The organism is Kaistia sp. 32K, assembly GCF_016629525.1.
Lineage (GTDB): Bacteria > Pseudomonadota > Alphaproteobacteria > Rhizobiales > Kaistiaceae > Kaistia.
Genome location: NZ_AP024269.1, coordinates 2,870,123 through 2,884,258, shown reverse-complemented (window position 1 = coordinate 2,884,258; position 14,136 = coordinate 2,870,123). Strand labels below are relative to the sequence as shown.

The following is a 14,136-nucleotide window of genomic DNA, read 5'->3' as shown; positions in this document are numbered from 1 at the left end:
CTCTAACTATTTGTCTAGTCGCGTTTTCTTCACGCGAACCGGTATCCACTTCGCTCGAAAACGCTCTAGGCGGACGGGGCGAAGTCGAGGAAGCCGACGATATCCGCGAGCTGGCCGGCTTCGATGGTGGCGAAGTCGGTGCCGCCGGCGATCGAGGGGCCTCCATCCGGCCCCAGCTCCCAGGAGAAGCGGATCCGGTCTTCATAGGCGTCGACCTTGCCGACTTGCTTGAAGCGGAGCCCGGCGAAGCGGTCCTGCACGGCGGCCAGCATCTGGTCGATGCCGCCGCGCCCCTCGCTCTTCATCAGGGGATCCACATAGGAAGCGGATTGCGTGAAGGTCGCGGCGATGAGGGCGCGGCGCTTCTCGGCGTCGGTCTCGTTCCAGCTGGCGATGTAGCGTTCGACGAGGGCGTTGGTCATGGTTGGTCTCCGGGGTTGTCGTTGCTGACAGGCCGGAGATTTGCGGCTCGGGGGCATGAAGTCGATTACCTCGGAGGTAATTGGATCGCCGATCCGCGGCAGGCTATCGTCGGCGCATGGAAACCAATTCGCGCCCGATCGGCGAGCAGATCCGCGACTGGCGGCAGCGCCGCCGCATGAGCCAGATGGACCTCGCGGGCGACGCCGAGATGTCGACGCGGCATCTGAGCTTCATCGAGACGGGCCGCTCCCGCCCGAGCCGCGACATGGTGCTGAAGCTGGCGGCCGAACTGGACGTGCCGCTGCGCGAGCGGAACCTGATGCTGGTCGCGGCCGGTTTTGCTCCGGTCTATCGCGAGCGCCGGATGGACGATGCGGCGATGGCGGCGGCGCGCCGTGCGGTCGCGCGCATCCTCGACGGCCACGAGCCCTATCCGGCGCTCGCGATCGACCGGCACTGGAATCTGGTCGCGGCCAACGCGGCCGTCCTGCGCCTCGTCGCGGGCGTGTCGCCTGCGCTGCTGGAGCCGCCCGTGAACGTGCTGCGCCTGGCGCTGCATCCGGACGGACTGGCGCCGCGCACGGTGAATCTCGCAGAATGGCGGCGGCACTTGCTGGCGCGGCTCGCGCATGAGATTGACCTGACCGGCGACACCGTGCTGGCCGACTTGCTCGACGAGCTCCGCGCCTATCCCTCCCGGAGCGACGCGCGCCCGGCCGCGAAGGAGGATCTCGGCGGTATCGCGGTTCCGTTTCGCGTCCGCTCCGGCGACGAAACGCTCTCCTTTATCTCGGCGACGACGCTGTTCGGTACGCCCGTTGACGTCACGCTGGCGGAACTCGCGATCGAATCCTTCTTTCCGGCCGACGACGAGACGGCGGAAGCCTTGCGCCGCGCCGCCGCTCAGCCATGATGCGGCGAACAGGCGTGGGGACAGACCATGGTGAAGCGGACACTGCGCGAACGGTTGAGGTTGCGCAATCTCCTGACGGTGCTCGTCGTGGCGCTCGTCTTCTACGGGCTGGCGGCCTATGTCGTGCTGCCGCTCGCCTGGACCCACTATGAGCACCAGCCTGGCCTGGCCGACCGGCCGATGGTGACGCATACCGCGCAGGGCATTCCCGGTGGCCCGCTGAATGTCGGCCTGGTCGGCGACCGGGAGGACGTGCTCCGCTCGATGCATGCGGCCGGCTGGTTTCCGGCCGACCCGATCACCTGGCGTTCCAGCATCGAGATCGTCGGCAGCGTCGTGCTGGACCGGCCCTATCACGACGCGCCGGTCAGCCCGCTCTACTATGACGGTCGACGCGAGGACCTCGCCTTTGAGAAGCCGGTCGGCGAGAGCGCCGATCAGCGCGATCATGTCCGCTTCTGGAAGGTGCTCGAAATGGGGGCCGAGGGACGCCCGGTTTGGCTGGGCTCGGCGACCTTCGATCGAGGCGTCGGCCTCAGCCATGATACCGGCCAGGTGACGCACCACATTGGCCCGGACATCGACGCCGTGCGCGATCTCCTCACCGACGATCTGAAGGCGGCCGGCATGGTCGAGGCCACCTATCAGGTCACCGGCATCGGGCCGACCGTGAACGGTCGAAATGGCGAGGGCGACCCCTATTATACCGATGGAGAGATCTGGATGTCGCGCCTCGTACCGGCCGGCAAGAAGTCGACCGTCCCCGCCGTCGTCCTGCCGCCGCCGGCGCTGGTGGGCCTGAAGGACCGCCTCTGGCATTGGGCGGCCTCGTGGATCTGAGCCGTGACGCATGGGCCATGGTGTGTTTCCTCGCTCCGGGCGAGCGTGTATAAGGCAGCACCTTTCGAGGCCCGATGAGGTCCGTCACGCGCTATCGAGCGCGAAAGGCGGGCAAGGGTGTGGAGTGCTCAAGATGAAGACGAGTTGGAAGCCGGATAGCTGGCGGTCGAAGCCGATCCAGCAGGTGCCGGATTATGTCGATGCGGCGGGGCTCGCGGCGGTCGAGGGACGGCTCTCGAACTATCCCCCGCTCGTTTTCGCCGGCGAGGCGCGCAAGCTCAAGAAGAGCCTTGCGGCCGTGTCACGCGGCGAGAGCTTCCTGCTCCAGGGCGGTGATTGCGCCGAGAGCTTCATGGAGCATCACCCGGACAACATCCGCGACTTCTTCCGCGTCTTCCTGCAGATGGCCGTCGTGCTGACCTTCGCCGGCTCGATGCCGGTGGTGAAGGTCGGCCGCATCGCGGGCCAGTTCGCCAAGCCGCGCTCGGCCCCGACCGAGACGATCGACGGCGTCGAGCTGCCGAGCTATCGCGGCGACAACATCAATGGCATCGAGTTCACGCCCGAGGCCCGCATTCCCGATCCGCGCCGGATCGAGGATTCCTATCGCCAGTCGGCCGCGACGCTGAACCTGCTGCGCGCCTTCGCGCAGGGCGGCTACGCCAATCTCGAGCACGTGCATCAGTGGATGCTCGGCTTCGTCAAGGATAGCCCGCAGGGCCATCACTACCAGGAGATCGCCGATCGCATCTCCGAGTCGATGGCGTTCATGCGCGCCTGCGGCGTCGATCCGGATTCGACGCCGTCGCTGCGCTCGACCGATTTCTTCACCTCGCATGAGGCGCTGCTGCTCGGCTACGAGCAGGCGATGACGCGGGTCGATTCCACCACCGGCGACTGGTACGCGACCTCCGGCCACATGCTCTGGATCGGCGACCGCACCCGCCAGCCCGATCATGCCCATGTCGAATACATGCGCGGTGTGAAGAACCCGATTGGCCTGAAGTGCGGCCCGTCACTGAGCGGCGACGGTCTGCTGCAGCTGATCGACCTCCTCAACCCGGAGAACGAGCCCGGCCGGTTGACGCTGATCTGCCGCTTCGGCGCCAACAAGGTGTTCGACCACCTGCCGCAGCTGATCCGCGCCGTCGAGCGGGAAGGGCGCTCCGTCGTCTGGTCGTGCGATCCGATGCACGGCAACACGATCAAGGCGTCGAGCGGCTACAAGACGCGGCCGTTCGACCTCATCCTCAAGGAAGTGAAGAGCTTCTTCGAGGTGCATCAGGGCGAGGGCACCTTCCCGGGCGGCGTCCACATCGAGATGACCGGCAAGAACGTCACCGAATGCACCGGCGGCGCCCGCGCGATCACCGACGAGGACCTTTCGGACCGCTACCACACCCATTGCGATCCGCGCCTCAACGCCGATCAGGCGCTGGAGCTGGCCTTCCTGGTGGCGGAACTGCTCAAGGCGAGCCGCCAGGGCGACGTCCGGCACCGCCTCGTCGCCGGGCTCTGACACACATGACGGCAGGCGGGGAAATCCATTCCGGCGCCTGTCTCTGCGGGGCGGTGACCTACCGGGTCGCCGGCCCGCTGGCGCCGGTCGTCGGCTGTCACTGCACGATGTGCCGCCGGCAGACCGGGCATTTCCTCGCCTCGACCACGGTCGCGGCGAGTGACGTGACGATTTCCGGGGGCGACAGCCTGCGCTGGTACCCGTCGTCGGAGACGGTTCGGCGCGGCTTCTGTGGCGCGTGTGGTTCAGTGCTGTTCTGGGAGCGGATCGGGCGACCCGAGATCGCCATCGCCATGGGCGGCTTCGACAAGCCGACGGGCGTCCGCTGGGAAAAGCACATCTTCGTCGCCGACAAGGGCGACTACTACGCGATCGAGGACGGCGCGCCGGCCTATGATCGACGGCAGACTTCAACCCATCAGGATTGAGAGCCGGCCGCGGACCCCTTGGGATCCGCAGCCGGAATTCATTTGCCTTAGCGGCCGCTGCCCGTGCGGGTCAGGTGCAGCGAGCTGACGCCGGCCGCGAGGTTAAGGCCGGTCTGGGCCGTCACCGAAAGCGGCTGCAGCGCGACGCTGTTCTGGCCGCCGCCGACGAGGACGTTGGCGCCGAGGCCGACGCCGATCGTCGCCTGCGCGGTCGCGCCGGTGTAGCGGCCCGAAAGATCGCCATGGCGGCGGGTCGGCTCGAACACGTTCCAGACGATCACGCTGTTGCGGGTGACGCCTACGTCGAGGCCGACGCGGTCGATGCGGCCGCTATAGAATTCTACGCCGCGATTGGAATGGAATTCGCAGGAGACGCTGCGGCGCGAGCCGATGATCAGGCCGACACCGGCGGCGACGCGGCAGGTCAGGACGCCCGTCTTGACGGCGGCCTGCGCCGTCGATGCCAGCGGGAGAGTTGCGGTGACGGCAACGGCAGCTGCCAGCAGGGCCTTGTGCAGCTTCGACATGTTCGACCTCGTTCGTAGACGGAAAAAGAGACGGCGCACTGTCGTGCGCCGATCTCCTTCTACACGCGAAACTTGCGTGTAGGCTATGCGGGAGAACCCGTATTCGTGTTCTCGCCGCAAGCCGTCCCCTACGTCATGCCGTCGCCAGCTCCAGCTGCTGCTTGCGGCGGCCGATCATCAGCGACAGCAAAGCCGCAAGGATGCCGGTCGCGCCGGCGATCAGGAAGGCGTCGAGATAGTTGCCCTGCGCCGTCCGCATGTATCCGGCGAAATAGGCGGCCGAGGCGGCGCCGAGCTGGTGGCCGGCGGCGATCCAGCCGAACACGATCGGCGCCTTGCGATCGCCGAACGCCTCATTGGCGAGGCGCACCGTTGGCGGCACGGTGGCGATCCAGTCGAGGCCGTAGAACACGGCGAAGATCGACAGGCTGTAGATGTTGAAGTCCGTGAAGGGCAGGAACATCAGCGAGATGCCGCGCAGCCCATAATAGACGAACAGAAGCTTGCGCGGATCGAAGCGATCGGTGAGCCAGCCGGAAGCGGTGGTGCCGACGAGGTCGAACAGCCCCATCACGGCGAGCAGGCTGGCCGCCTGGATCTCGGGCATGCCCATGTCGCCGCAGAAGGCGATCATGTGGGTGCCGACGAGGCCGTTGGTGGTGAAGCCACAGATGAAGAAGGTGGCGAAGAGATACCAGAAGGTCTTGGTGCGGGCCGCCTCGAAGAGCGCGTTGAAGGCGTTGGCGAGTACATTGCCCTGCGGGCCGCTCGGCAGCGGATCGCCCTCGGCCGCCCCATAGGGACGAAGGCCGATATCCTGGGGCCGCTCCGGCACGAAGAGCCAGGCGACCGGCACCAGGGCTGCCGACACGATTGCCACCGTGATAACGACCGCCTGCCAGCCGCCCCATTGCGCCAGCGCCGCCATGCCGGGCAGGAAGATGAGCGTTCCGGTCGCTGTGCTCGCCGTCAAAAGGCCCATCATCAGGCCGCGATTGGTGACGAACCAGCGGTTCACGATGGTCGCGCCGAGCACCATGGCGACCGCACCGGAGGAGACGCCGGAAAGGACGCCCCATGTAGCAATGTACTGCCAGGGTTGCGTCATGAAGGCGCTGGCGCCGGTGGACGCCGCCATCAGCAGCAGCGCACCGACCAGGACCCGACGAACGCCGAAGCTTTGCATCAGGGCCGCGGCGAAGGGGCCGGTGAGGCCGTACAGGAAGATGCCGATCGCTGCCGCGAGCGAGATGGTGTCGCGGCTCCAGCCGAAGGCGGATTCTATCGGCAGGATCATCACGCCGGGCGCGGCGCGCAGACCGGCGCCGGCGAGCAGACAGACGAAAATCACGCCTGCGACGACGAAGGCATAGTTCTGGCCGAAGGGCCGGCGGCGGACTATATTCATGTTACTGACCGTTCCGTTTCAATCGCGACTATGATACGTACCGTTCTGTTACATCGTCAAGTGGGTTGGGAGTGCAGGCTGTGACCGTCCGTGCCGAAAAATCGTCGACGAGGGCCCGCAACGGCGCCGATGCGCCGCCGCGCGCGGCCGATCGTATTCGCGCGACCGCGCGGGATCTCTTCTACCGCGAGGGTATCCGCGCCGTCGGCATCGACGAGATCGTGACGCGCGCCGGCGTCACCAAGCCGAGCCTCTATCGCGCTTTCTCGTCGAAGGACGAACTCGCCGCGGCCTATATGCGCGACTACGACGCCGACTTCTGGGAGTCGGTCGACGCGGTGATGGCGAAGCATCCGGGCGATCCTCGCGCGCAGATCATGGCCTATCTGACGCGGATCAGCGTCCGCTCGCAAAGCGACGATTATCGCGGCTGCGGGATGACCAATGCGGCGGTCGAATTTCCGGACCGGGCCAATCCGGCGCGGCTGGTCGCCGTCGAAAACAAGCGTGAACTCCGCCGGCGCCTGACCGAATTGGCGCGCGAGCTGGGCGCGGCCGAACCGGAAATCCTGGGCGACGGGCTGCTGCTGCTCGTCGAGGGGGCGTATGTCTCCGGCCAGTTGTTCGGCAAGGGCGGTCCGGCGGGCTCAATCGCGCTCGTCGCCGACCGCATGATTGACGCCTGCCTGAAGCGGTGACGGTGGCAGGATTGGCCATGCAGGTTGAACACTGCGTGCTGCTTCGCGCGTCTTATGGGTGACGGGGAGGGCGACTATCTTTTGCTCAACACGCAAAGGATCTTTCGATGTCGCTTCCCACCCTCTTCCTGTCGCATGGTTCGCCGATGCTGGCGCTGACCGACACGCCGGCGCATCGCTTCCTGCAGTCGCTCGCCTCGACCTTGCCGCGTCCTCGTGCCGTGGTGATCGTCTCCGCTCATTTCGAGACCGGGACGCCGACCGTCGTCTCTGATGCGAACCCGGAAATGATCTATGATTTCCGTGGCTTCCCGAAGGCTCTTTACGAGATCGACTATCCCGCCCCGGGTGATGCCACGCTCGCCGCCGAGGTGGTCGAGCGACTGCGGACAGCCGGATTGCCGATCGATGTCGCGCCGAAGCGCGGCTTCGACCACGGCACCTGGATCCCGCTGTCGCTGGTCTGGCCCGAGGCGAATGTCCCGCTGGTCCAGCTCTCGATCCAGCCGCATCTGAACCCCGCGCATCATCTGATGCTCGGTCGCGCCTTGGCTGGGCTGCGCGAGGAGAGCATCCTGGTGATCGGAACCGGCGCCGCGACGCATAATCTGCGCGCGCTGTTCCGAAATCCAGCCGGCATGCCGGCCGTCGACGCGCCTCCCGTCGACTGGGCGCGTGAATTCGCCGACTGGGTCGCCGATCGGGCTGCCGCCGGCGACACGGCGGCTCTCGTCGATTATCGGGCCCAGGCGCCGCATGCCGTGATGGCGCATCCGGAGGATGAGCATTTCCTGCCGTTCTTCGTCGCGCTCGGCGCGGCGGGCGAGGGCGCCCGGGGCGAGCGGATCCATAATTCCTACGAGTATGAGGCGCTCTCGATGGATATGTACCGCTTCGACTGAGCGTTCCGGAGCCGGCGGCCGCGACGTTTTTCGGCCGGCCGCCGAGTTCCCGTTGCCGCCGCTTCGGCGGCGCGGTAAAGGCAGAATATGACCCGCCCCGATACGCTCCGCATCGCCCTTGCCCAGATCAATCCGGTTGTCGGCGACATCGCCGGCAATCTCGAAAAGGCGCGCGCCGCGCGCGCGACCGCCGCGGCGGGACGCGCCGACGTCGTCATGTTCAGCGAGCTGTTCCTCTCGGCCTATTCGCCGGAGGATCTGGTCCTGAAGCCGGCCTTCCAGGAAGCGTGCCGCGCCGCCTGCGAGGCGATCGCCGCCGATACCGCCGATGGCGGCCCGGCCGTGCTGATCGGCCTGCCCTGGCTCGAGGACGACAAGCTCTATAACGCCTACGCGCTCTGCGACAACGGCCGCATCGAGAGCGTCCGCTTCAAAGTCGACTTGCCGAACTACGGCGTCTTCGACGAGAAGCGCGTCTTCACGCCGGGGCCGCATCCGGGCCCGATCTCGCTGCGCGGCGTGCGCGTCGGCGTGCCGATCTGCGAGGACATCTGGGGTCCGGATCCCGTTGAATGCATCGCCGAGACGGGCGGCGAGATCCTGCTGGTGCCGAACGGCTCGCCCTATCGCCGCCGCGTCATGGACCAGCGCTTCAACGTCTCCGTCGCCCGCGTCACGGAATCGGGCCTGCCGCTCGTCTATCTGAACCAGGTCGGCGGCCAGGACGAGCTCATCTTCGATGGCGCCTCCTTCGTCTTGAATGCCGATGGTTCGCTCGCCGCGCAGTTGCCCGCCTTCAGCGAGGCGATCGAGATCGTCGAGTTCAGGCGTGTCGGTGATGCCTGGCATTGCGCCGAGGGCGTAATGGCCCGGGTGGAGGAGGGCGAGGAGGCGGACTATCTCGCCTGCGTCCAGGGCCTGCGCGACTATGTCGGCAAGAACGGATTTCCGGGCGTCGTGCTCGGCCTCTCCGGCGGCATCGACTCCGCCCTCGTCGCGGCGATGGCCGTCGACGCGCTGGGCGCGGATCGCGTCCATTGCGTGATGCTGCCCTATCGCTACACGTCGGAGGACAGCCTTGTCGACGCCAAGGCCTGCGCCGACAAGCTCGGCGTGCGCTACGACATCGTGCCGATCGCCGAGCCGGTCGAGGGCTTCATGCATGCGCTGGCGCCGATGTTCGCCGGCCGGCAGGCGGATATCACGGAAGAAAACCTGCAGTCGCGCACGCGCGGCACCATCCTGATGGCGATCTCGAACAAGTTCGGGGCCATGGTGGTGACGACGGGCAACAAGTCGGAAATGTCAGTCGGCTACGCCACGCTTTATGGCGACATGAACGGCGGCTTCAATCCGATCAAGGATCTCTACAAGACGCAGGTGTTCGCGATTTCGCGCTTCCGCAACAGCGTCGTGCCGAAGGGCTGCCTCGGGCCGTCCGGCGAAGTCGTGCCGGAGCGGATCATCACCAAGCCGCCGACGGCGGAGCTGCGCGAAAACCAGAAGGACCAGGATTCGCTGCCGCCCTACGACATTCTCGACGATATCCTCGAGAGCCTGGTCGAGGGCGAGATGCGGGTCGGCGACGTCATCGCGCGCGGCCATGAGGCGGCCACGGTAAAGCGGATCGAGCATCTGCTCGCGATCGCGGAGTACAAGCGCCGCCAGGCCGCGCCGGGCGTGAAGCTCAGCCGCCGCAACTTCGGGCGCGACCGCCGCTATCCGATCACCAACCGGTTCCGCGACCGGGCCTGAGCTTTGGAGGCGGAGCCTGCAGCCATCGGGCTCCGCTCTCGATTTCCCGATTGCCGCGCCAAAGAAAAAGGCCCTCCGATGGAGGGCCTTTCTGTTTCTGCTTTCGCGATCGCCGCGATCAGCCGTGGACGTTGTCCGGAGGCGTCGTGCCGTAGCCGGCGGTCGAGGACGGCTCGGGATCCGGAACGGCGCCGCCCTTGGAATCGTAGACCGCGACGGGATCCGGCGTGGCGTTGCCCAGCACCTTGACCTTGGTGCCGATCGGCGCGCGGTTGTAGAGGTCGATGATGTCCTGGTTCATCATGCGGATGCAGCCGGACGACAGCGACTTGCCGATCGACCAGGGCTGCGTCGTGCCGTGGATGCGGTACAGCGTGTCGACCTTGCCCTGGTAGAGATAGAGCGCGCGGGCGCCGAGCGGGTTGCCGGGGCCGCCGGGCATGCCGTTCGGCCACTTGGCGGCCGCCGGGTCGCGGGCCTGCATTTCCTTGGGCGGATGCCACTTCGGCCACTGCTGCTTGGCCTGGATCGTCGCGTCGCCCGACCAGGCGAAGCCCTCGCGGCCGACGCCGACGCCGTAGCGCAGCGCGGTGTTGTTCTCGAAGGCGAGGTAGAGGAAATGGTTGTACGGATCGATGACGATCGTACCGGGCTCGGCATTGATGCTGGACGGCAGATCCACCACCTGACGATAGAAGCGCGGATTGATCTTCGTGAGGTCGATCGCCGCGATCGGGAACGGCTCGTCGGTAATCGGGCCGTACATGGACGCAAAGCCCTGGTCGATCTGCGGGGCGCGGCCCGGACCGGTGACGGCGTTCGGCGCCAGGCCGGGAGGCGGCGGAGTCGTCTGGCAGGCTGCGAGCACGACGGGCAGGCCGATCATGAATGTGCGACGGCTAAGCTTGCCCGCTGACTTTAGAGGCTTCGTATCGTTCAAAGCCTGTTCCTTTTCATCATCAAACTGGGATGAACCCAATGAAAGACCGGAACGCTGGAGGAGCGGATCCGGGATCCAACCGTCTCGACTGGCTCGATTCCGCCGACGCCTGGGCGGCGCGATCCAAGAAGATGATTGATATCGTTACTGGTTGCTTTCGCATTTCACCGCAATGACAATTTCGCCACACCAAGGGCCAATCAAAAGTGATCGAAACCAGCGGGGACACGGCGTCGGTGCAATTTGTGCGGCTGCGATGGGCCGAAACCAAGGCGCGTTAAGCATGTTTTCGGCTTCGGCCCCGGGATCCGGAGGGATGTTGCCGAAATGATACATCGTTTCTCCGCCCGCGTTCCTGCATGTCGCGCCTGAATCGGCTATCAGGGGCGGGTCAAAGTTCGGAGTCCTTATGCGCTGGTCACCCCAACAGGAAAATGCGCTCTCCGCCGTGTCTGAATGGCTGCGGCGCGGAGACAGTCCCGTCTTCCGTCTGTTCGGCTATGCCGGAACGGGCAAGACGACGCTTGCCCGCCATATCGCCGCTGACATCGACGGGGACGTCGCTTTTGCCGCCTTCACCGGCAAGGCCGCGCATGTGCTGCGCTCCAAGGGGTGCGAGGGCGCCGGCACGATTCACAGCCTGATCTACCGGCCGCGCGCCGGCGATGACGAGGAGCAGCCGGTCTTCGCCATTAACCACGAGAGCGCGGCCTCCAAGGCGGATCTGATCATCATCGACGAATGCTCGATGGTCGACGAGGAGCTCGGCCGCGACCTGCTGTCGTTCGGCACCCCCGTGCTGGTGCTCGGCGACCCGGCGCAGCTGCCGCCGGTCAAGGGCGGCGGCTTCTTCACCGAGCAGGAGCCCGACTCCATGCTGACCGAGGTGCATCGCCAGGCGCAGGACAATCCGATCATCCGCCTCTCGATGGCGGTGCGCGCCGGCGAGCCGATCGAATATGGCGAGCATGGCGAAAGCCGCGTGATCTCGCGGCGCGAGATCGATGCCGCGCAGATCCTCGCCGCCGACCAGGTGCTCGTCGGCACCAACAAGACGCGCCGACTCTACAACCAGCGCATCCGCGAGCTGAAAGGACTGCTGAGCCCGATGCCGGCGGTCGGCGACAAGCTGGTCTGCCTTCGCAACGACAAGCAGAAGGGCCTCCTGAACGGCGGCACCTGGGTCGTCTCGGAGCTGGCCGCGCCGCGCAAGAGCCTGCTGCGTCTCGCCGTCAAGCCCGAGGAAGACGCCACCGGCAAGGCCGTGAAGGTCTCCGTCCATCCGAACTTCTTCGAGAATGGCGGCGAGGACCTGCCTTATGCGCAGCGCCGCAACTCCGACGAGTTCGACTATGGCTATGCGCTGACGGTGCACAAATCGCAGGGCTCGCAATGGGACAATCTTGTCCTGTTCGACGAGAGCTACGCCTTCCGCGAGCATCGCGATCGCTGGCTCTATACGGGCCTAACCCGGGCCGCGAAGCGGATCACCATTGTCCGCTGAGGGATGAGGCGAGGGCGCTTTCGCGCCGTCGCCCTATCGGCCGTGATCAGGTCGGGTAGACGCGTTCAGCCGGCCGGATCCGGCCGGCATTGCCGAGCTCGATGATGTAGCCGAAGTCCTTTTCGGTATCGAGATAGTAGTGCTCGTCGTCGTCGATCCGGCCGCTCTGGATCACCGGATAGCCCTTGCGGACGAACTCCTCGACCGCCTTCTTGCAGTCCGCATAGAACAGCTTGATGTGGTGCAGGCCCTCGCCGTGCTTCTCGAGATGTTCGTCATAGATGCTGTAGCCGGTCAGCGGCTGCATCAGTTCGAGCTGGGTATCGCCGCTCCAGGCAATGGCGATCAGGCAGGTGTGCGTCGCCGGCTTGCCGCGATAGACGTAGTCTTGAACCTTGCCGGGCTCGAACTGGTAGACGTCCCAGGGGCCGATGCCGAAGACCTCCCAGTGGCGCTTCATCGCTGCCTCGAGGTCGCGGACGACGTAGGCGACCTGCATCGTGCCGCCTTCGGTGAATGTTCGCATGTCGGTTTCCCCTCCCTCCGGAACGCTCGTTGGCGGCGCTCGCTTGTTGGCGTTGCGCAAGGATCCGGGCAGGGCAGGCGAGTTCGTGCTGGGCGGTGAACAGCCCGCATTCCGCCGCTGAAATCTCCCCTACTGGACCTCCCTCCGCCATTAGGCGGAGGCTCAGCTAGGCACGGGGTCGGCAGGTGGTCAAGCCAGCGCTTCCGCAGCGGCAGGGGCGACCGCGGGTCAAGGCAAGGTCATGCGGGGCGGGATCAGTTCGCCTTGTGGGCGGCCGGGACGACCGGACGGTGACGCGGCAGCGGCGCGGCCGGAGCGGGCGACTGGGCTGACGTGTCTGACGCGGCCTTGTCCTGCGTCGTCGTAAGCCGGAGCGCGGTTCGGAGCGCTGCCGTGGAATGGGGCGGAGCCGGCCGAGGCGCCGGGGCGAAGGCCGCCGCGGTGGCGTCCCGGGCGAAGCCGGAGGAGGCGCCGGCGAGCGCCAGCTCGGGCCGGGCGATGATCTCTCCGGCGTTGATCGCGCCGGCGGTCTGCGAAGCGGGAACCAGCGCCGTCGCAAAGAGCAGGCCGCGCGGCGCTTCGGGCTTGGATGCTTCCGGTTTGGGTTCGGTGAGCGCGGCGACCTGGATCGGCGCCGCCGGGCGGCGGCGTGGCAGCAGCGGCATGACGATTTCCGCCTTGGCCACGACCGGCTTGGCGACCACTTCCGGCTCAGCCTTCGCCTCGACGATCGTCGGGGCGGGCTTGGCGGCGACGATGGGCGATGTGGGCTTGGCGATCGGTTTGGGGGCTGCGTCGGCTGTATCCAGGCTGGCGACGACCAGCTTGGCGTTCTCGGGTTCGTTCGCTGCCGGCTTGGCGATCGTCCTGCCGGCGACCATCACCGGCTCGGCGCCCATCGGCACCTTGATCAGCTTGGCCAGCATGCGCTTCCGCTTGGCCTCGAAATAGTAGCCGCTCTTGTACAGGGCGTGGGCCTGGCGCTCATTGCCGCCGGCGACGATGTAGGCGTTGGCGAGATAGGCGCCGCCATAGATGAGATTGGTTTCCGCGTCGAGCAGCCCGGTCGGCGGGCCGCGATAGCCGAGGCCCTGCGCCGTATCGTGCCGGATCTGCATCAGGCCCCAGTACGGGCCGTTGCGCGCCGCCGGATTGAAGGTGCTCTCCGTCTTGACCACCTTGCGCAGCAGGGCGAACGGAATGCCGTACATCTTGGCGTAATGCGCGATGCGCGCTTCGATTTCGCCTTGCGTCGGGCCTTCGTCGGCCATGACCGCCGCCGGGACCAGGACACAGAACAACAGCACGAGGAGGCTGCGCATCCGGCCGGCAATTGCGGTTGTGATGCGGCCGGATCGGGGCCGCATCGGGTGCAGAGGGCTGATCAAGGAGGCTCCAAGCCTGGTTAATCGGTCGGTAAAACTCTCACGCGGCGCCCGATGAGGCAAGTCTGCCGGTAAGCAGAGGCGATCTGCGTCGCCTCCACATCCTGAATTGCCCCTCATTTTGTCGTTAAAATGGCGTTTCCGTGGCAATTGATGCGCATTGAATTGCCTGACGCGAAAGCTATTGGCGGGCCGCGCTTGTGCCGTCGCTGCTTGCTGCTACACTCGGCCTCAACAAGGCACGCGATGAGCTGCGCGCCGGACCCATTTGTCCTGTGTCCGCGCAGCCGAAGGATTTGATGTGACAATCTCGGGCGAGGATCCGCGTATCGCGGAGTCCAGGGCGCCCGCCAGTGATTCCGCGGCCG

At 66.4% G+C, this 14,136-nt stretch carries 14 protein-coding genes; 8 read left to right on the top strand and 6 right to left on the bottom strand.

Going from position 1 to position 14,136, the window contains the following annotated elements; all coding sequences use genetic code 11:
* Nucleotides 1-65 precede the first annotated feature (65 nt).
* Nucleotides 66-422 carry a nuclear transport factor 2 family protein gene (locus K32_RS13235; RefSeq protein WP_201399992.1) on the bottom strand — a complete coding sequence of 119 codons (357 nt, stop codon included), beginning with the start codon at nt 420-422 and terminating at the stop codon, nt 66-68.
* A gap of 116 nt (nt 423-538) precedes the next feature.
* Between K32_RS13235 and K32_RS13230 the strand changes: the two genes are divergently transcribed.
* The 4 genes from K32_RS13230 to K32_RS13215 all read left to right on the top strand — a co-directional run bounded on the left by K32_RS13230 (nt 539) and on the right by K32_RS13215 (nt 4,123).
* Entirely contained in the window at nt 539-1,336 is a 798-nt protein-coding gene (locus K32_RS13230; protein WP_201399991.1) for a helix-turn-helix domain-containing protein, read from the top strand.
* 27 nt (nt 1,337-1,363) lie between these two features.
* Entirely contained in the window at nt 1,364-2,176 is an 813-nt protein-coding gene (locus K32_RS13225) for an LssY C-terminal domain-containing protein (protein ID WP_201399990.1), read from the top strand.
* Nucleotides 2,177-2,309: 133 nt separating this feature from the next.
* A complete protein-coding gene (locus tag K32_RS13220) occupies nt 2,310-3,695 on the top strand; it encodes a class II 3-deoxy-7-phosphoheptulonate synthase (protein ID WP_201399989.1) in 1,386 nt (461 codons plus the stop codon).
* A gap of 5 nt (nt 3,696-3,700) precedes the next feature.
* A complete protein-coding gene (locus tag K32_RS13215) occupies nt 3,701-4,123 on the top strand; it encodes a GFA family protein (protein WP_201399988.1) in 423 nt (140 codons plus the stop codon).
* A 47-nt stretch (nt 4,124-4,170) separates the two neighbouring features.
* On the opposite strand, the gene K32_RS13210 is transcribed toward K32_RS13215, so the two are convergent.
* Nucleotides 4,171-4,650 (bottom strand): DUF992 domain-containing protein, encoded by a 480-nt coding sequence (locus K32_RS13210; RefSeq protein WP_201399987.1) that lies wholly within the window; start codon nt 4,648-4,650, stop codon nt 4,171-4,173.
* 133 nt (nt 4,651-4,783) lie between these two features.
* Nucleotides 4,784-6,058 (bottom strand): MFS transporter, encoded by a 1,275-nt coding sequence (locus K32_RS13205; protein ID WP_201399986.1) that lies wholly within the window; start codon nt 6,056-6,058, stop codon nt 4,784-4,786.
* A gap of 80 nt (nt 6,059-6,138) precedes the next feature.
* On the opposite strand from K32_RS13205, the gene K32_RS13200 reads away from it, so the two are divergent.
* The 3 genes from K32_RS13200 to K32_RS13190 all read left to right on the top strand — a co-directional run bounded on the left by K32_RS13200 (nt 6,139) and on the right by K32_RS13190 (nt 9,413).
* Nucleotides 6,139-6,756, top strand: a complete 618-nt coding sequence (locus K32_RS13200; protein ID WP_201399985.1) for a TetR/AcrR family transcriptional regulator — start codon at nt 6,139-6,141, stop codon at nt 6,754-6,756.
* Between the two features lie 107 nt (nt 6,757-6,863).
* A complete protein-coding gene (locus tag K32_RS13195; protein ID WP_201399984.1) occupies nt 6,864-7,658 on the top strand; it encodes a class III extradiol ring-cleavage dioxygenase in 795 nt (264 codons plus the stop codon).
* An 87-nt stretch (nt 7,659-7,745) separates the two neighbouring features.
* Nucleotides 7,746-9,413, top strand: coding sequence for an NAD+ synthase (locus tag K32_RS13190; RefSeq protein ID WP_201399983.1), 1,668 nt, complete (start codon nt 7,746-7,748; stop codon nt 9,411-9,413).
* A gap of 118 nt (nt 9,414-9,531) precedes the next feature.
* Here the strand turns inward: K32_RS13190 and K32_RS13185 are convergent, their stop codons facing one another.
* Entirely contained in the window at nt 9,532-10,353 is an 822-nt protein-coding gene (locus K32_RS13185; protein ID WP_244669490.1) for a L,D-transpeptidase, read from the bottom strand.
* A 409-nt stretch (nt 10,354-10,762) separates the two neighbouring features.
* Between K32_RS13185 and K32_RS13180 the strand changes: the two genes are divergently transcribed.
* On the top strand, nt 10,763-11,857 hold the full coding sequence (locus K32_RS13180) for an ATP-dependent RecD-like DNA helicase (protein ID WP_201399982.1): 1,095 nt from the start codon (nt 10,763-10,765) through the stop codon (nt 11,855-11,857).
* Nucleotides 11,858-11,903: 46 nt separating this feature from the next.
* On the opposite strand, the gene K32_RS13175 is transcribed toward K32_RS13180, so the two are convergent.
* Both K32_RS13175 and K32_RS13170 read right to left on the bottom strand, forming a co-directional pair.
* A complete protein-coding gene (locus tag K32_RS13175) occupies nt 11,904-12,383 on the bottom strand; it encodes a VOC family protein (protein ID WP_201399981.1) in 480 nt (159 codons plus the stop codon).
* A 254-nt stretch (nt 12,384-12,637) separates the two neighbouring features.
* Nucleotides 12,638-13,771 carry a transglycosylase SLT domain-containing protein gene (locus K32_RS13170; RefSeq protein ID WP_244669489.1) on the bottom strand — a complete coding sequence of 378 codons (1,134 nt, stop codon included), beginning with the start codon at nt 13,769-13,771 and terminating at the stop codon, nt 12,638-12,640.
* Nucleotides 13,772-14,136 lie beyond the last annotated feature (365 nt).